At 73.7% G+C, this 17,823-nt stretch carries 12 protein-coding genes; 10 read left to right on the forward strand and 2 right to left on the reverse strand.

All coding sequences use genetic code 11. From position 1 onward, the window contains the following. Positions 1-74 precede the first annotated feature (74 nt). The 7 genes from iolB to MOV08_RS26900 all read left to right on the forward strand — a co-directional run bounded on the left by iolB (position 75) and on the right by MOV08_RS26900 (position 10,404). Complete coding sequence (gene iolB, locus MOV08_RS26870) at positions 75-1,145, forward strand: 5-deoxy-glucuronate isomerase (protein WP_420834219.1); 1,071 nt, start codon at positions 75-77, stop codon at positions 1,143-1,145. Next, on the forward strand, positions 1,142-3,178 hold the full coding sequence (gene iolD, locus MOV08_RS26875) for a 3D-(3,5/4)-trihydroxycyclohexane-1,2-dione acylhydrolase (decyclizing) (protein ID WP_275309176.1): 2,037 nt from the start codon (positions 1,142-1,144) through the stop codon (positions 3,176-3,178). The genes iolB and iolD overlap by 4 nt, the downstream gene beginning before the upstream one ends. A gap of 36 nt (positions 3,179-3,214) precedes the next feature. Then, complete coding sequence (locus MOV08_RS26880; RefSeq protein WP_039636289.1) at positions 3,215-4,708, forward strand: CoA-acylating methylmalonate-semialdehyde dehydrogenase; 1,494 nt, start codon at positions 3,215-3,217, stop codon at positions 4,706-4,708. A 204-nt stretch (positions 4,709-4,912) separates the two neighbouring features. Continuing rightward, positions 4,913-6,055, forward strand: coding sequence for a hypothetical protein (locus MOV08_RS26885; RefSeq protein WP_275309178.1), 1,143 nt, complete (start codon positions 4,913-4,915; stop codon positions 6,053-6,055). Positions 6,056-6,192: 137 nt separating this feature from the next. Next, the gene (locus MOV08_RS26890) at positions 6,193-8,961 is read left to right on the forward strand and encodes an alpha/beta fold hydrolase (protein WP_275309180.1); all 2,769 of its coding nucleotides are present in this window, start codon (positions 6,193-6,195) and stop codon (positions 8,959-8,961) included. Then, positions 8,958-9,818 carry an ABC transporter permease gene (locus MOV08_RS26895; protein WP_275309182.1) on the forward strand — a complete coding sequence of 287 codons (861 nt, stop codon included), beginning with the start codon at positions 8,958-8,960 and terminating at the stop codon, positions 9,816-9,818. Before MOV08_RS26890 ends, MOV08_RS26895 begins: the two co-directional genes overlap by 4 nt. Before the next feature lie 148 nt (positions 9,819-9,966). Further along, on the forward strand, positions 9,967-10,404 hold the full coding sequence (locus MOV08_RS26900; RefSeq protein ID WP_039636299.1) for a hypothetical protein: 438 nt from the start codon (positions 9,967-9,969) through the stop codon (positions 10,402-10,404). An 80-nt stretch (positions 10,405-10,484) separates the two neighbouring features. Here the strand turns inward: MOV08_RS26900 and MOV08_RS26905 are convergent, their stop codons facing one another. Beyond that, complete coding sequence (locus tag MOV08_RS26905; RefSeq protein WP_039636301.1) at positions 10,485-11,507, reverse strand: alpha/beta hydrolase; 1,023 nt, start codon at positions 11,505-11,507, stop codon at positions 10,485-10,487. Positions 11,508-11,946: 439 nt separating this feature from the next. Here MOV08_RS26905 and MOV08_RS26910 point away from each other — a divergent pair, with 439 nt between their 5' ends. Beyond that, positions 11,947-14,013: an FUSC family protein gene (locus MOV08_RS26910; protein ID WP_275309183.1), complete on the forward strand. Its 2,067-nt coding sequence runs from the start codon at positions 11,947-11,949 to the stop codon at positions 14,011-14,013. Between the two features lie 163 nt (positions 14,014-14,176). Beyond that, a complete protein-coding gene (mreB, locus tag MOV08_RS26915; RefSeq protein WP_275309184.1) occupies positions 14,177-15,352 on the forward strand; it encodes a rod shape-determining protein in 1,176 nt (391 codons plus the stop codon). Positions 15,353-15,425: 73 nt separating this feature from the next. Here the strand turns inward: mreB and MOV08_RS26920 are convergent, their stop codons facing one another. Next, complete coding sequence (locus MOV08_RS26920; RefSeq protein WP_275309185.1) at positions 15,426-16,175, reverse strand: TetR/AcrR family transcriptional regulator; 750 nt, start codon at positions 16,173-16,175, stop codon at positions 15,426-15,428. 99 nt (positions 16,176-16,274) lie between these two features. Between MOV08_RS26920 and MOV08_RS26925 the strand changes: the two genes are divergently transcribed. Next, positions 16,275-17,651, forward strand: coding sequence for an FAD-dependent monooxygenase (locus MOV08_RS26925; protein WP_275309186.1), 1,377 nt, complete (start codon positions 16,275-16,277; stop codon positions 17,649-17,651). Positions 17,652-17,823: the final 172 nt, after the last annotated feature.

Below are 17,823 nucleotides of genomic sequence, written 5' to 3' on the forward strand. Positions count from 1 at the left end.
CGTGGGCGTACTGCGGCCGCGGCGCCGCGCGAAGAAGGACTTCACTGTCAGTGGCGAGGAGGAGACTTGCAGTCATGAGTGCTGAGTTTGCGGATACGGCAGATGTGACAGGTACGGCAGAGAGGACAGGTGTGGCAGGTACGGCAGGTACGGGGGACGGGACGGATGCGGCGCGTGCCGTGGACGGCGGAGGCGTGGCCGCCCCCGCGCCCGTAGCCGGTGGTGGGTTCCACCTGGTCGCGGGCCGCGGCGCCGACGGGCCGTATGCGCTGGACGTCTCGCCCGAGAAGGCCGGTTGGGGCTACTCCTCGCTGCGGATCCTCGAACTGCCGCCGGGCGGCCAGCACACCTTCGCCACCGCCGACAGCGAATGGATCGTGCTGCCCCTCTCCGGCGGCTGCACGGTCCGCGCGGACGCCTCCGCGGACGGCGCCGGCGACGCGGGCGTCCCCGCCGGCGGGACGTTCGAACTGGCCGGGCGGGAGAGCGTGTTCAGCGGGGTGACGGACTTCGCCTACGTACCGCGGGACGCGCAGGTCCGGATCGAGAGCCGGGCCGGCGGGCGGTTCGCGCTCACCGGGGCGCGCTGCGAGCGCCGGCTGCCCGCCCGTTACGGCGCCGCGTCCGACGTGCCCGTGGAGCTGCGCGGCACCGGCAGCTGCTCGCGGCAGGTCAACAACTTCGGCGCGGCCGGCGTGTTCGAGTGCGACCGGCTGATCGCGGTGGAAGTGCTCACCCCCGGCGGCAACTGGTCCTCGTATCCGCCGCACAAGCACGACGAGTGCCGCCCCGGGGAGGAGTCCGAGCTCGAAGAGATCTACTACTTCGAGATCGCGGCCGCCCACGGGACGGAGGGGCTGGGCTACCAGCGGGTGACGCCCTCCGGGCGCGGGCGCGGTACGGACGTCCTGGCCGAGGTCCGCAACGGGGACGCGGTGCTGATCCCGGACGGGTGGCACGGCCCGTCCATCGCCGCCCCCGGGCACGACATGTATTACCTCAACGTCATGGCGGGGCCCGGCGAGAAGCGGGAGTGGCTGATCTGCGACCACCCCGACCATGGCTGGATCCGCGCGACCTGGCCGCAGCAGCCGGTCGACCCCCGACTCCCTCTGTACCAAGCACCGGCAGGAGACCCGCGATGACCGCCCCCCTCAACGCCCCCGGCGACGCCTCGTCCCACGCCCCGAGCAACGCCCCGGTCACCGTCCCCGTCGATGGTGCGACGAGCGATCCGACGGCCGTCGCGGCACAGGGCGCGGCGGCGGACGGCGGCACCCGGCGGCTCACCGTGGCGCAGGCGCTGGTGGAGTTCCTCGCCCACCAGTACACCGAGCGGGACGGCCGCCGGCACCGGTTGATCAGCGCCTGCTGGGGCATCTTCGGGCACGGCAACGTCGCCGGTATCGGGCAGGCGCTGCTGGAGTCCGGCAGCGCGGCGCCCCGGGGGGCGGCCGGCGCGCCGCCGCGACTCCCGTATCTCCAGGGGCGCAACGAGCAGGCCATGGTGCACGCCGCGGTGGGTTACTCCCGGCAGTGCGACCGGCTCTCCGCGCAGGCCGTGACGACCTCCATCGGGCCCGGCGCCACCAACCTCGTCACCGGTGCCGCGCTGGCCACCGTCAACCGCCTCCCGGTGCTCCTGCTGCCCGGCGACGTGTTCGCCACCCGGCCCGCCGACCCGGTGCTCCAGCAGCTCGAAGTGCCCTTCGCGGGCGATGTGTCGGTCAACGACGCGCTGCGCCCGGTCTCCCGCTACTTCGACCGGATCACCCGCCCCGAGGCGCTGATCCCGGCGGCCCTCCAGGCGATGCGGGTGCTCGCCGACCCGGTCGACACCGGCGCGGTCACCCTCGCGCTGCCGCAGGACGTGCAGGCCGAGGCGTACGACTGGCCGGTGGAGTTCTTCGCCGACCGGGTGTGGCGGGTGCCCCGCCCGGCGCCGGACGCCGACGCCCTGGCGGACGCCGTCCGGGCCGTCCGGGCGGCCCGCCGACCGCTGATCGTCGCGGGCGGCGGCGTCCACCACAGCGAGGCGGAGGAGGCGCTGCGGGCGTTCGTCGAGGCGACCGGCATCCCCGTGGCGTCCACCCAGGCGGGCAAGGGGTCGTTGGACCACGACCACCCGGCGGACGTCGGCGGCATCGGGCACACCGGCACCGCCACCTCCGACGGGCTGGCCCGGCGGGCCGACCTGGTGATCGGTGTCGGCACCCGCTACACCGACTTCACCACCGCCTCGGCCACCCTCTTCGCCGAACCCGGGGTCCGCTTCGTCAACCTCAACATCGCCGCGTTCGACTCCCACAAGCTCGGCGCCCTGGCCCTGGTGGCCGACGCCCGCGCCGGGCTCGACGCGCTCCGCGGGGCCCTTGCCGGCCATCGGGTCGCGGCGGCCTACGAGGCGGAGTACGCCGCGGCGAAGGCGGACTGGGAGCGGCGGGTGGATGCCGCCTACGAGGCCGCCGACCCGTCGGCGCAGCCGTCGCAGACCCAGGTCCTCGGCGCGCTGGACGCGGTCGTCGACGCGTCCGACATCATCCTCAACGCGGCCGGTTCCCTCCCCGGCGACCTGCACAAACTCTGGCGCGCCCGGTCCCGCAGGCAGTACCACCTGGAGTACGGCTACTCCTGCATGGGCTATGAGATCCCGGCCGCGATCGGCGTCCGGATGGCCGCTCCGGACCGGCCGGTGTGGGCGCTCGTCGGCGACGGTACATACCTGATGAACCCCACTGAAATCGTCACCGCGGTCCAGGAGGGCATCAACATCACCCTCGTCCTCATCCAGAACCACGGCTATGCCTCCATCGGCGGTCTCTCCCAGGAGACCGGCGGCGAGCGCTTCGGCACGGACTACCGCTTCCGCGCCGCGGACGGCACCTACACCGGCGCTCCGCTGCCCGTCGATCTCGCCGCCAACGCCGCCTCGCTGGGCATGCGGGTGCTGCGTGCCACGACGGTCGCCGAGCTGCGCACCGCGCTCGCCGAGGCGCGTGACGCAAAAGCGCCCACATGTGTCTACGTGGAGACCAAAACGACTGACACTGTGCCGGGCGCGCCGCCGGCACAGGCCTGGTGGGATGTACCCGTTGCCGAGACCGCGACGCGTCCGGCGGCGGTCGCAGCCCGCAAGGCGTACGACGAGCACGCCGCCGCGCGCCGCCGCCACCTCTGACATCCGCTCTGCCGCACCGTACGAAAGGCCCCTCGCATGAAGACCATCAACCACTGGATCGGCGGGAAGCCCGTCGAGGGCGTCTCGGGCAACTTCGGGCCGGTCTACAACCCGGCCACCGGCGCCCAGGAGAAGCAGGTCGCCTTCGCCTCCGTCGAGGAGGTGGACGCCGCGGTCCGCACCGCCAAGGAGGCGTTCCGCAGCTGGGGCACCAGCTCGCTGGCCAAGCGCACCTCGGTGCTGTTCAAGTACCGCGAGCTGGTGGACGCGCACCGCGACGAGCTGGCCCAGCTGATCACCGCGGAGCACGGCAAGGTGCACTCCGACGCGCTCGGCGAGGTAGCCCGCGGCCTGGAGATCGTCGAGCTGGCCTGCGGCATCCCGGAGAAGCTCAAGGGCGAGCTGTCCACCCAGGTCTCGACGCGGGTGGACGTGGCCTCGATCCGGCAGTCGCTGGGCGTGGTCGCCGGCATCACGCCGTTCAACTTCCCGGCCATGGTGCCGATGTGGATGTTCCCGATCGCCATCGCGTGCGGCAACACCTTCGTCCTGAAGCCGAGCGAGAAGGTGCCCAGCGCCGCGTTCAAGCTCGCCGAGCTGGCCGCCGAGGCGGGCCTGCCCGACGGCGTGCTGAACATCGTCAACGGTGACAAGGTGGCCGTCGACGCCCTCCTGGAGCACCCGGACGTCGCCGCCGTCTCCTTCGTGGGCTCCACCCCCATCGCCCGCTACATCCACACCACCGGCACCGCCAACGGCAAGCGCGTGCAGGCGCTGGGCGGCGCCAAGAACCACATGCTGGTCCTCCCGGACGCCGACCTCGACCTGGCCGCCGACTCCGCGATCAACGCCGCGTACGGCTCGGCCGGCGAGCGCTGCATGGCGATCTCCGTGGTGGTGGCCGTCGGCGACACCGCCGACCCGCTGATCGGCAAGATCAAGGAGCGCGCCGACAAGCTGCGCATCGGCCCCGGCGACGACCCGGCCTCCGAGATGGGCCCGCTGATCACCAAGGCCCACCGCGACAAGGTCGCCTCCTATGTCACCGGCGCCGCCGCCCAGGGCGCCGACGTCGTCATCGACGGCACCGGCTACACCGTCGAGGGCTACGAGGACGGCCACTGGATCGGCGTCTCGCTGCTGGACAACGTCACGCCGGAGATGGACGCCTACCGCGACGAGATCTTCGGCCCGGTGCTCTCGGTCGTCCGCGTCGAGACCTACGAGCAGGCCATCGAGCTGATGAACTCCTCGCCGTGGGGCAACGGCACCGCGATCTTCACCCGGGACGGCGGCGCGGCCCGCCGCTTCCAGCTGGAGGTCGAGGCCGGCATGGTCGGCGTGAACGTGCCGATCCCGGTCCCGGTGGGCTACCACTCCTTCGGCGGCTGGAAGGACTCGCTCTTCGGCGACCACCACATCTACGGCAACGACGGCGTGCACTTCTACACCCGCGGCAAGGTCGTCACCACCCGCTGGCCCGACCCGTCCGACGGCGGCATCAACCTGGGCTTCCCGCGCAACCACTGAGCGGCACCCAGGACCCCGGCCGGCGGGGCGCCCCCCTCACGGGCGCTCCCGTCCGGACTCCCTGCCGGACCCCCGCCGGCAGGGAGTCCCCCGCCCCCGGCAACGGGCCGCCGCCCAGGGGGAGACCGTGCGGACGGGCGTTGCTACGGTGCTCCTCGCGCCGCCGGAGGCCGGCGGCGCGGCACCGACACGACGGGGGATGAGATGGCACAAGGCATGGCGTTGGCCAAGGGCGCACGGATCACCGGGGGCATCCTCTGCCTGCTGTTCTTCCTGTGGACGGCGTACTGGCTCGCCGTCGACATCGGCGCGTTCGGCGTGGCCGGCGTCTGGGACGGCTGGATCGGTGCCCGCGGACCGGGCGTCAACGAGGTCACCGATCCCGTCCAACTCGGCTTCGGACTGCTCCAACTGGCCGCCGCCTGCGCGGCGTTCACCGGCCGCCGGTCGGCCGGCGGCCTGCTGGCCGTGGCCACCACCGTCACCTTCGCCACCGCCCTCCAGGCCCTGGTCAGCGTGGGCAACCACACCAGCGACGAGCGCTGGTTCCGCAACGCCCAGACCGGCACCGCCACCTTCGACGGGGTCTTCCTCAGCAGCCTGCCGCTGTTCCTGCTGACCCTGGTCGCCGGCGTCGTGCTGCTCGCCGGGATGCGTTCCTGGCCGCGCCCGGCCCCCAGCGAGCCGCCGGCCCGCCCGGGCCAGGCCGGCGGTGTGCTCGGCGGTCTGGTGCTCGGCGCGATGGCGCTGTGCTACGTCGTCTACCAGGTCTACATGCTGGTGCAGGGCGGCTCCGCGACCTTCACCATGCTCTACCTGGGCAAGGGCGTGCTGTCCTCGCTGCTGGCGCTCGCGCCCGGCTGGTACGCGGTGGTGTTCTTCCTGCTGACCGCGATCGCCGGCCTGAACTGCCTGACCCGCGGCTGCGCGGCCCGCGGTCTCGCCCTCGGCCTGGCCATCGCCCTGCTGCCCAACGCCGTGCTGACGGTCGTCTCGTTCCTCAACTCCGGCACGTTCCTGGAGATGAGCCAGACGATGCCGGGCCTGAGCATCATCATCTACGTCCAGCTGGCGCTCGATCTGTTCGGTTCGCTGGCGCTGGTCGCGCTGACGGTCCGCGGCGAGCCGGTCGCGCCCGCCTGGCAGCCGCCGTCCCCGGCCCTCGCCTTCGTCGCCCCCGGGTTCGTCCCGGGCCCCGTGGCCCCGCCGCAGGCCGGCTGGCAGCAGCCCGGCTGGCAGCAGCCCGGCCCGCCGCCGATGCCCCCGGTCGGCGGCCCGCCCATGCCGCCCGGCGTGCCGCAGCCCCCGCACCCCCCGCAGAGCGGTTTCGGCCCGCCGCAGTACTGACCGCGGCGGGACGCAGCGCCGTTCGGGCCCGTACCACGGACGCGGTACGGGCCCGAACGGCGCTACTCCATCAGGAGGGCGCCCGGTTCCGCCCCGGGGACGGGTCGCCCACCCGGGCCGGTACCTAGGATTCAGCCATGGATCTTCGACTGCGCGGGCGCCGGCTCCATGCCGCCGTGGGCGCGCTGGCCCTCCTCATAGGAGGCGGCACCTGGGTGGCCGCCGCCTCGGACGCCCCACCTTCCGTGCACCGCGAGGACCACTTCCTGACGATGCCCGAGACGCCCGGCGGCCCGGGCACGGTGCGGATCGACACCTCCTTCTTCACCGCCGGTGGCGCCGTCGGCCGCCGGCCCGCGGTCCTCCTCGGCCACGGCTTCGGCGGCAGCAAGTCCGATGTCCGCGCCGAGGCCGAGCAGTTGGCCCGGGACGGCTACGCGGTGCTGACGTGGTCGGCGCGCGGCTTCGGCAAGTCCACCGGCAAGATCGGGCTGAACGACCCGAACGGCGAGGTCGCCGACGTCAGCCGGCTGATCGACTGGCTCGCCGAGCGTCCCGAGGTGCGGCTCGACAAGCCAGGCGACCCGCGCGTGGGCATCGCCGGCGCCTCGTACGGCGGCGCGATCGCGTTGCTGGCCGCCGGGCACGATCCGCGCGTGGACGCCATCGCCCCGCAGATCACCTACTGGAACCTCGCCGACGCCCTGTTCCCCAACGGGGTGTTCAAGAAGCTGTGGGCCGGGATCTTCTTCACCACGGGCACGGCCGGTTCCGCCACCGGCGCCCCGACCGCCCCTTCGGCCCCTTCCGCCTCGTCCGACGCATCCGGTCCGTCCGACCCGTCCGCCGCGTCCGGCGGCTGCGGACGGTTCCAACCCGCCCTGTGCGCGATGTACGAAAGGGTCGCGGTCAGCGGCACACCGGACGCCGCGGCCCGCCAACTGCTGGCGGCCCGCAGCCCCTCCGCCGTCGCCGACCGCATCAAGGTGCCCGCCCTGCTCATGCAGGGCCAGACCGACTCGCTGTTCCCGCTCGGCCAGGCCGACGCCACGGCGCGGGCCCTCCGCCACAACGGCGCGCCCGTCGCCGTCGACTGGATCGCCGGCGGGCACGACGGCGGCGACCGCGAGACCGCCCGGCTCACCGCCCGCACGTCGGCGTGGTTCGACCGCTACCTCAAGGGCGACCCCCACGCCGACACCGGGCCGGCGTTCCGGATCAGCCGCAGCGGGGGAGTGAACTCCACCGACGGCACCGTCCGGCTGCGCGGCGCCGGCGCCGACGACTACCCGGGCCTGGACCACGACCCCCGCCACATCCCGCTGACCGGCCGGGAACAGCGCTTCGCCAACCCCGCCGGCGCCGCCCCGCCGGCGATCTCCGCGGTCCCCGGCGCCCTCGGCACCCTCTCCGCGCTCGGCGCCGGCGGCCTCTCCCTGGACTTCCCCGGCCAGTACGCCCACTTCGACTCGGCGCCGCTGCGCACCGCCGTCCGCCTCACCGGCAGCCCCACCGCCACCGTGCGGATCCGCTCCAGCTCCCCGGACGCGGTGGTCTTCGCCAAGCTCTACGACGTCGCCCCGGACGGCCGCCGCCAACTGCTGCCGTCCCAACTGGTCACGCCGTACCGCATCGAAGGGGCCGGGGAGGGTCGCACCGTGCGGCTCCAACTCCCGGCCGTCGACCATGACTTCGCGGCCGGGCACCGGCTGCGCCTGGTGCTCTCCGCCACCGACCTGGGCTACGCCACCCCCGTCGAGCCCGCCACCTACACCGTCTCCCTGGCCGGCGGCGGGGGCGGCACCGCCGCCACGACGGGCGAGCTGAGCGTGCCCACCGCGCCCGAGGTGCGCACCGCCGCCGCCCCGCTGCCCGCCTGGACCTGGGCGCTGCCCGCGGTCGCCGCGGTGGTGGCCGCGCTGCTGCTGCTCACCGCCCGCCGTCGGACCGCGGCACCCGCCCCCGACCCGGCCCTGGCCGACGTCCCGCTGCAGATCACCGAGCTGAGCAAGCGCTACGCCAGGTCCACCGACCGGTACGCGGTCCGCGACCTCACCTTCCGGGTCGAACGCGGCCAGGTGCTGGGCCTGCTGGGACCCAACGGCGCCGGCAAGACCACCACCCTGCGGATGCTGATGGGGCTGATCCGCCCGGACGGCGGGGAGGTCCGGGTGTTCGGCCAGGCGGTCCGGCCGGGCGCGCCGGTGCTGTCCCGGGTCGGCGCGTTCGTCGAGGGCGCCGGCTTCCTGCCGCACCTGTCCGGCCGGGCCAACCTCGACCTGTACTGGCAGGCGACCGGCCGGCCCGCCGCCGACGCGCACACCGAGGAGGCGCTGGAGATCGCCGGCCTGGGCGACGCCCTGGAGCGCGCGGTGCGCACCTACTCGCAGGGCATGCGGCAGCGCCTGGCCCTGGCCCAGGCCATGCTGGGCCTGCCGGACCTGCTGATCCTCGACGAGCCGACCAACGGCCTGGACCCGCCGCAGATCCGCGAGATGCGCGAGGTGATGATCCGCTACGCCGCGGCCGGGCGCACCGTTATCGTCTCCAGCCATCTGCTGTCCGAGGTCGAGCAGAGCTGCACCCACCTGGTCGTGATGGATCGCGGCCGGCTGGTCCAGGCCGGCCCGGTCGGCGAGATCGTGGGCTCGGGCGACACCGTGCTGATCGACGTCGGCGCCGCCGCGCCGCTGCCCGACGCGGTGGTGGAGAAGATCGACGCGCTGCCCGGCGTGGTCTCGGCGGTCCGCGCCGACGAGGGCCTGCTGGTCCGACTGGCCGCGCCGGACGGCACCCCGTACCTGCTGGCCGAACTCGTCCGGCTGGAGGTCCCGGTGCACCGCGTCGGCCCGCACCGCCGCCTGGAGGACGCCTTCCTCACCCTGATCGGAGGAGACGGACGATGACCGCGACCACCCCGGCGGCGGCGCCCGGCTACCGCGCCCGTCGCACCCTGCCGCTGCGCGTCGAGGCCCGCCGCCAGCTGCGCCGCCGCCGCACCCTGGTGATCGGCGCGATCCTGACGCTGCTGCCGTTCGTCCTGGTCGCGGCGTTCGCGATCGGCGGCGATCCCGGCACCCGGAACACCGGCCGGATCGGTCTGATGACCACCGCCACCGCTTCCGGCGCCAACTTCGCCGCCACCGCGCTGTTCGTCTCCGCCGGCTTCCTGCTGGTGGTGCCGGTCGCGCTGTTCTGCGGGGACACCGTGGCCTCGGAGGCGAGCTGGGCGTCGCTGCGCTATCTGTTGGCCGCGCCGGTGCCGCGGGCCCGGCTGCTGCTGAGCAAGCTGACCGTGGGGCTGGTGTTCAGCGCCGCCGCGATGCTGCTGCTGCCGCTGGTCGCGCTGGCGGTGGGCACCGCCGCGTACGGCTGGGGCCCGCTGCAACTGCCCACCGGGGGCGCGCTCGCCCCGGGCGACGCGGTGCTGCGGCTGGCGCTGGTGACCGGCTATGTCTTCGTCAGCCAACTGGTCACCGCGGCGCTGGCGTTCTGGCTGTCCACGGTGACCGACGCGCCGCTCGGCGCGGTCGGCGGCGCCGTCGGACTGACCATCGTCGGCAACGTCCTCGACCAGGTCACCGCGCTCGGCGACTGGCGCGCGGTGCTGCCCGCGCACTGGCAGTACTCCTGGGCGGACGCCCTCCAACCCCAGCTGGAATGGTCCGGGATGCTCCAGGGCGCCTCGGTGTCGGTGTCCTACGCGCTGGTGCTCGTCGCACTGGCCTTCCGCGGCTTCGCCCGCAAGGACGTGGTGTCCTGACCGGGGCGGGGGCAGGGGCCGCAGAGCCGCCGGGCGGCGCGGCCGGATGCGGACACCCGTCCCCCTTCTTTCGGGTCGTCCGGCGCCGCAACCATGCGCCGGACAGGTGTGTCTACGCCGTCACACGCCCTGAAGGTGAGGACCTGCCATGTCCCGTACCGCATCGCGTCCCGTCACCGCCGTCGCCGCCTGTGCCGCGGCCCTCGGCCTGACCCTCGCCGCCACCGCACCCGCCGCCGCCACCGTCCGCAGCGACCCCGACGGCCGCCACACCGCCGCCGAGATCCACCGCTTCCTGACCGGCTTCTACGGCCAGCACGGCCCCACCCCGCACCAGCGCGCGCACCAGGTCTCCGACTACCTCAAGGACCGCGCCGCCCACACCGACGGCTACGACCTGCTGCTCTGCGCCCAGAACAGCCCGCGGGCGATCACCGTCGGCCCGGTCACCACCGCCCAGTCCGCGGGCGTCGGTTGGGCCACCGTCACCACCGGCTGGGGCGGCGGCGCCACCCGCAGCTTCACCGCCTACGTCGGCCTGGAGTCGCACCCGATCACGCTCCAGGACGTCGACTGCGGGCAGTGAACCGCCCGCCCCGCCCTACGACGAGGGCGGTCGCCGCGGACCGAAGCGTCCGCCGCGACCGCCCACCGGTCGGCCCGTCCTCAGCCGGTCGGCCCCTGCATGTGGGCGCTGACCCACTGCATCGTGCCCATGCCCAGGCCCGTGACGTAGGTCTGGCCGCTGTGCGTGCCGTTCGGCACGATCTGCAGCCGCGTCTTCACGTGCCCGTGCCCGTACTGCGCGAGGAACTTCCGCACCTTCGGCAGCACGGTGTACTCCTTGGAGCCGTCCTGGAAGGCCAGATAGACGTCGGGTCCGCCGTGGGCGTTCAGCTGGCGTGCCAGCACCTCGGGGTTGTTCTCGCGCATCTCCTTGAGGTGGCCCCGCCACAGCGGCGAGTCCGGGACGATGTCCGGCCCGTTGGGGATCGCCACCTTGAAGTCGTTGGGGTTCTGCAGCACGTTCTTCAGCGCCGAGAAGCCGCCCGAGGAGGAGCCCATGATGCACCAGGCGTTGCGGGTCTTCAGGGTGCGGAAGTTCTCCCGGACGAGGTCGGGGACGTCCTTGCTCAGCCAGGTGCCGATCTTCGGCTGGCCCGGGATGTCACTGCCGTCGTAGTACTGCTTGTCGTTGGGGTTGAGCACCGGCATCACCACGATGAACGGCAGGCTCTTGCCGGCCTTCGACCAGGTGGCGAGGCTCTCCTCCAGCTTGAGGTCGGAGCCGATCCAGTAGTTGACCGGGTAGCCGTAGGCGCCGGGCAGCGCCTCCATGACCGGGAAGCCCTTGTTCGCGTTCTTCTTCTCGTAGTACTCCGGCGGCGCCCAGACCCACACCTTCCCCGTGAAGCCGGACTTCTTCCCGTGGTAGGTGGTCACGGCTATCGGGGTGTTCCCACCGGCCCCGCCGACCTTGCTGGTCTCCTGGAAGTTGATCGGATGGGTGGGCATCTGCACCAGCGAGTTCTTGTCGGCCGGCGCGGTCTGCATGGCGGCACCCGACCGCGGACCGCTGAACCGTACGGGCGCGCCCTGGGAGTCGTCGCTCGTCCCACAGCCGGCCGTGGTGCCGAGTACGGTCAGGGCGATCAAGGCGATCACCGGTTTGAAAAGGGATTTGCGCACGGGACCTTCTCCTTGGCGAACGGGCCGGGAGTTGTCCCGACCGGCCAACAAGAGGGGGCGGGGCCGGGACAGGTTTCCCTCCTGGGGTGTCTGCTTGCTCGCACCCTCGGGAACGAAACTGGCCGACCGCCTCTGACCTGTGGTGTTTACGCGCAACGGAGATCCGGTTTACCGTGATTTTCCTGGTGGAGGCGCAACGCGGGCGGCCAATGGGCCTCCGCGCGCCCCCTTCCGGCACACCGGGCGTGCGTCCGCGCCCCGGCGCCGGCCGCCGCCTCCGGCACCCCGCCGCACGCCCTTGCGAGGGTCCGCAGCGGCCCCTCGGGAACCCGTCGCGAAGGCGTCCGGCTCGACCTCCCGCACCGTCCCCCGGCTACCGCCGGGGGCACCCCCAGCCTGGCACCCGGCCGCCCCTGCTCCCGGCCCGTATTCTCTCGCTATGACCTGGTCGCGTGCGCTGAAGGAAGCCACCCGCTCCGGGCTGACCATCGAACGCGCCAAGCTCACCCCGCTGATCGCGATCCGCGGCACGGTCGGCGTGGCCGTCGTCCTCGGCCTGTGCCTGTGGCGCGGCAACCCCGCCCTCGCGGTCTCCTCCGCCTTCGGTGCCTTCTCCGCCGGCATCGTCACCTTCCAGCGCAGCATGCGGCCCCGCCCCGTCCTGGCGCTGGCCGTCGCCGGCGCGCTGGCGATCTCCACCTTCCTCGGCTACCTGGCCGCCGCCCACGTCGTCTGGTTCGTCCTGCTGCTCACCGGCTGGACCCTCCTGGCGGGCATGGCCTGGGCGATCGGGCCGGTCTCCGGCCTCGTCGGCACCCAGACCGTGGCGATCATGCTGATCACCGTCACCCTCCCGACGTCCGTCCTGGGCGCCCTCGAACACGCCGCTCTGATCGCCTGCGGCGGCCTCGTCCAGGCCGCCCTCATCGTCCTCTTCCCGGTGCGCCCCTGGGGCATCCAGCGCGACACCCTCGCCGACGCGCTGGCCGCCGAGGCCGACTACGCCCGCCGGCTGCGGCACGACCCGGTCGCCCCGTTCGACCCCGCGCCCCTGATGGACGCCCGGGCCGCCGCCACCGTGACACCCCGCCAGGCCCGCCGCCGCCCCGTACAGCTGCACGGCCCGCGCGGCCTCGCCGAACGCGTCCGTCCGGTCCTCGCCTCACTGGCCGACCCGGTCGTCGGCGCCCCCCTGGAGGGGCCCGAACGCGACCGCGCCCGTGAACTCCTGGGCGCCGCCGCCACCGTCCTGGACGCCGTCGCGCACGCCGTACGGCACGCCCGCCCGGTCCGGCTGCCACCGGAGGCGATGGCCGCCCTCGAAGTACCGGCCAGCGGCCCGATGCTCCGCGGGCCCGCCCGGCGCACCGCCTACCGCCTGATCTCCCTCCTCGCCGACGCCGTCGAACTCACCGACGAGCCCGTCGAGGCCACCCGCCCCACCACCGAAGCCGAACGCGGCCACCTGCTGCGTCCCAGCGTCCCCCGGCTCGTCCCGGTCGCCCTGCGCGCCCTGCGCCGCGAGGCCCGCTGGTCCTCGCACGTCCTGCGGCACGCGCTCCGCGTCGCCGCGGTCGCCGCCGCCGGCTACCTGCTCGGCGCCGCCCTCCACTTCGGCCACGGCTACTGGGCCCCGCTCGCCTCCGTCATGGTGATGCGCCCCGACTTCGCCCAGACCTACTCCCGCGGCGTCGCCCGCTTCGCCGGGACCGTCGTCGGCGTGACCCTGGCCGGCGCCCTGATGGCGCTGGCCCACCCCGGCGCCTACGTCAGCGCCGCCCTGGCCCTGCTCTGCGTCTTCCTGATGTACCTGCTGATGCGCACCGGCTTCTCCGTCACCTCGGCCTGCATCGCGGCCTATGTCGTCTTCCTGCTCGGCATCGTCGGCGCCGGCTGGGAACAGACCGTCCAGGAACGCCTCGTGCTCACCCTCGTCGGCGGGGTCCTCGCGATGCTGTCCTACGCGCTGTTCCCCGCCTGGGAGACGCCCCGGCTCCGCGACCGCCTCGCCGACTGGCTGACCACCAACGGCCGTTACGCGCTCGCCGTCGTCGACGGCTACGCCCGGCCTGCCGAGCGCCGGCCCCGGCAGGTCCGCGAGGCCCTGCTGGACGCCCGCGCGGCCCGCGCCGCCTGGGAGGCGACCGAGGCCCGCGCCGAGAAGGAGCCGGTCCGGCACCGCGGCCTCCCGCTCGGCGGGGCGCACGCCGCCAGCGCCGCGCTCGCCACCATGGGCCGGGTCACGATGATCCTGGAGGCGCACCCGCCCGACCGGGACGCCCGGCCCTCGCCCGGCGCCGCCGCGTTCGCCGCCGCCCTCCGTCCCGCCCTGGACCGCGCCGCCCGGGCCGTCCGCGACGGCGAGGCGATGGACTGGGGCGAGCCGCACGCCGCCTGGGAGCGGTGGAGCGCCGAGGGCGAGCACGAGGGCGTCGCCGTCCGCGCCACCGAGCTGCTCCTGGACGCCCTCGACGACCTCGCCGAGGCACTGCCCCCCGACCCCTGACGACCCGCCCCCGACCGCTTCCGCAGCCGGGCGCATCCGCCCCCGCAGGAACCATTCCGCACCCCCAGTAGTCTAGATAATTGCCCGCAATTACCGTCATTGGCACGTCAATGACGCTCTCTGCGGCGCAATGTCCTCCCGAGAGAGAGCAAGCGAACTCCCCATGGCGTCCAGCACTTCGTCCGGTACGTACGACATAGGCATCGACCTCGGCACCGCCAACACCCTCGTCTACGCGCGCGGCAAAGGCGTGGTGCTGAACGAGCCCTCCGTGGTCGCCGTCAACGCCGCCGGCGACGTCGTCGCCGTCGGTTCGGAGGCCAAACGCACCATCGGCCGCACGCCCTCCGGGATCACCGCGATGCGCCCGCTCCGGGAGGGCGTCATCGCCGACTTCGACGCGGCCGAGCAGATGCTGCGCGCCCTGATGAAGAAGGCCCTGCCCAGCCGCCGCTTCTCCCGCCCCCGGGTCGTCATCTGCGTGCCCTCCGGCATCACCGGGGTCGAACGGCGCGCCGTCATCGACTCCGCACGGGGCGCCGGCGCCCGCGAGGTGCACCTGATCGAGGAGCCGATGGCCGCCGCGATCGGCGCGGGCCTCCCGGTGGCCGAACCGGTCGGCTGCATGGTCGTCGACATCGGCGGCGGCACCACCGAGGTCGCCGTGGTCTCCATGGGCGGCCTGGTCACCGCCCAGTCCGTGCGGGTCGCCGGCGACGCGATGGACGCCGCCATCTCCACGTACATCAAGAAGGAGCACGGCCTGGCCATCGGCGAGCGCACCGCCGAGGACATCAAGATCGCCATCGGCTCGGCGGTCTGGACCCCGGACGACGCCCGCCCGCTCGCCACCCGTCTGACCGTGGGCGCCGCTTCCGACTCCGTATCCGACCCCGCGTCCGACGCCGCGTCCGACGCCGAGTCGCTCGCGGACAGGGCGGCGCGCCCCTCCCCCCACTCTTACACCGTCCGCGGGCGGGACCACCTCAGCGGCCTCCCGCGCCTCCAGGAGATCACCTCCGAAGAGATCCGCGCCGCCCTCGCCGAACCCGTCGAGGCCATCGTCCGCGCCGTCCACAACACCCTGGACGACTGCCCGCCGGAGCTCTCCGGCGACATCATCGAGCGCGGCATCGCCCTCACCGGCGGCGGCGCCCTGCTCCGGGGGCTGGACCGCCGCCTCCGCGAGGAGATGGGCGTCCCGGTCGTGGTCGCCGACGCCCCCCTGGACTGCGTGGTCAACGGCACCGCCAAGTGCGTCGACGAGTTCGCCACCCTGCACGGCCTCCTGACCGGCGCCAAGGAACAGCCGCGGAAGAACGTGCGACTGGGGATGTAGCCCGGCGACGAGGGCCCCGCGCGTAGCACGACGACGGGGGCCCCGCGGGGCGTACGCAGGGCGAGCGGGCTTCTCACCCCCGACCTGCGTACGCCTCCAGCCCGTCCAGGATCCGCTCCAGCCCGAACTCCCAAGCCTGATCACGGGATTGGCCCCCGGCGACATCCGCCAGCGCGGCGCTCAGCGCGGGGAACCGCTCGGACCGCCCGACGAGCAGCTCGTTCAGCGCGGCGCTCAGCACCGCCTCCGGCTCCTTCGCGGGGGCGCCGCCCACCCCCATCGACGTCGACACCTGCGCGATGGCCCGGACGTGCCCGCTCACCACCAGCACGGCGTCCAGCTGCTCGCCGCCGGTCAGCCCGGTGCCCGCGAGCGCCGCCAGCGCGCGCTCCGTCCAGCCGAGTTCGTTGGGGCCCATGACCCGCGGTCCGACGAGAGCGCTCAGCAGCCATGGGTGCTGGGCGAAGACCGCCGCGAGCCGCTGCGCCCAGTCCCGCAGCGCGCCCCGCCAGTCGTCGGCCGTGGCGCCCGCCGGCTCCGGCGGTTCGCCCATCGCCGTGTCGATCATCAGGGCGACCAGCTCCGCCTTGCCGGGCACGTACCGGTACAGGGACATCTTCGTGAAGTCCAGCTCCGCCGCGACCCGTTGCATGGAGACCGCGCCGAGCCCGCCGGTGTCGGCGAGGCCGATGGCCGTCCGCGTGATCCGCTCCAGGCTCAGCGCCGGCTTGGGGCCCCGGCTCGGCCGTTCGCGCCCGCCCCACAGCAGCTCGACGCTGCCCGCCTGATCCCCGAACGCACTGCTCTTCTCGTCTCCAGCCACCTCCGCATCCTAAAACTGTGTCCGGGGGTATACAGATCTGTGTCCGGTGGATACAGTTGTTGTGTCGCCACGCCACGCAGACACAGGGGGGAGCGTCCGATGACGCGCACAACGACACCGCACCGCACGGACAAGGCACGTGAGACGCGGGGGACGCACGGGACGCGCGAAAGGTGCGAACCGACGCCGACCCCCGCCGCGCGGGCCCGCACGGTCCTCATCTCCGGCGCCAGCATCGCGGGCCCGGCCCTCGCCCATTGGCTCGCCCGCTATGGCTACCGCCCCACCGTGGTCGAGTTGGCACCGGCCCTCCGCGGCGGCGGCTTCGCGGTCGACTTCCGCGGTGCGGCGCACCTGGCGGTACTGCAGAAGATGGGCGTCCTGGAGGAGATCGGGCGGCGCCGCACCGGCGGTAGTTCCCTGACCTTCATCGACGCCCGGGGGAATCATGTGGCGGCCCTCCCGCCCGAGTTCGCCGGCGGTGACGTGGAGATCCTCCGCTCGGAACTCTCCCGCATCCTCTACGACCACAGCTGCCCCACTCCCATCCCTCACGACGACACCGCCGCCCCTGCCGCCGGCACCACCACCGCATACCTCTTCGGCGACTCCCTCACCTCTCTCACCGAAACCGCCGACGGCGTCCATGTCACCTTCGAGCACGCCCCGCCCCGCACCTTCGACCTGGTCATCGGGGCCGACGGCCTGCACTCCACGGTGCGCCGGCTCGCCTTCGGCCCCGAAGAGGACTTCGTCAGCCACCTCGGCTACTACGTCGCCGGCTGGGATCTCCCGCACGGCGCGGCGCCGGACCTAGCCGCCCACGCCGTCGGTTACAACGAACCCGGCCGACTGGTGACGGTCGGCCGCGTGCCCCGCCGCGCCGACGACCCCTCCTACGGGGGCGAGGCGTTCTGCGTCTTCGCCTCCGAGCGGCTGGGCCACGACCGCCGCGACCCACAGGCCCAGCGCGAGGCCCTCGTCCAGGCGTACGAGGGCGCGGGCTGGCGCACCACGGAACTCGTCGAGACCGTCCGGGATGCCGACGACCTCTATTTCGACGCCATAAGCCGCGTCGACGCACCGACGTGGTCGAGAGGGCGGATAGCGCTCCTCGGCGACGCCGCCTATGGCGCCACCGTCGGCGGGATGGGCACGGGCTCGGCGATCGTCGGCGCCTATGTCCTCGCCGGCGAACTGGCCCTCGCGGCCGGCGACCACCGCCGAGCCTTCGCCCGGTACGAGCAGAAGCTGCGGCCGTATGTCTCGCGCTGTCAGGAAGGCGGCCGGGGAACGGGCGCGTTCCTGGCGCCCCTCACCCAGGAGGCGATAGCGGCCCGCAACTCCGCGCTCAACGACCTGGCCGCCCTCACGGCCATGCTCCAGGAGGGCCACGACATCTCCGCCGACATCTCCCTCGACGACTACCCCTCGCTCGTCCACGACGCCATCGGGTCGGGCCGGAAGGGCAGTTGAGCGCCACCGGCTCCCTCAGGCCCGGCGATGCCCTCGGGAGTCGGCGGGGCGGTTTATGGCTGGGGGCTGGGGGATTCACGCGGGAATTCAGGAGAGAGGTGGCCACTCGGCCCTCCTCACCCCTCCGGTCGGAGGGGGTCTGCTCCGCCTTGAGATGCACGAGTGTGCGTGC

The sequence above is a fragment of the Streptomyces yunnanensis genome (genome assembly GCF_029011865.1).
Lineage (GTDB): Bacteria > Actinomycetota > Actinomycetes > Streptomycetales > Streptomycetaceae > Streptomyces > Streptomyces yunnanensis.

Coding starts and splice junctions, on each gene's coding strand:
- MOV08_RS26925 (WP_275309186.1), top strand. CDS start 16,275: ATGACGCGCACAACGACACCGCACCGCACGGACAAGGCACGTGAGACG.
- MOV08_RS26895 (WP_275309182.1), top strand. CDS start 8,958: ATGACCGCGACCACCCCGGCGGCGGCGCCCGGCTACCGCGCCCGTCGC.
- MOV08_RS26910 (WP_275309183.1), top strand. CDS start 11,947: ATGACCTGGTCGCGTGCGCTGAAGGAAGCCACCCGCTCCGGGCTGACC.
- iolD (WP_275309176.1), top strand. CDS start 1,142: ATGACCGCCCCCCTCAACGCCCCCGGCGACGCCTCGTCCCACGCCCCG.
- MOV08_RS26890 (WP_275309180.1), top strand. CDS start 6,193: ATGGATCTTCGACTGCGCGGGCGCCGGCTCCATGCCGCCGTGGGCGCG.
- MOV08_RS26880 (WP_039636289.1), top strand. CDS start 3,215: ATGAAGACCATCAACCACTGGATCGGCGGGAAGCCCGTCGAGGGCGTC.
- MOV08_RS26900 (WP_039636299.1), top strand. CDS start 9,967: ATGTCCCGTACCGCATCGCGTCCCGTCACCGCCGTCGCCGCCTGTGCC.
- mreB (WP_275309184.1), top strand. CDS start 14,177: ATGGCGTCCAGCACTTCGTCCGGTACGTACGACATAGGCATCGACCTC.
- iolB (WP_420834219.1), top strand. CDS start 75: ATGAGTGCTGAGTTTGCGGATACGGCAGATGTGACAGGTACGGCAGAG.
- MOV08_RS26885 (WP_275309178.1), top strand. CDS start 4,913: ATGGCACAAGGCATGGCGTTGGCCAAGGGCGCACGGATCACCGGGGGC.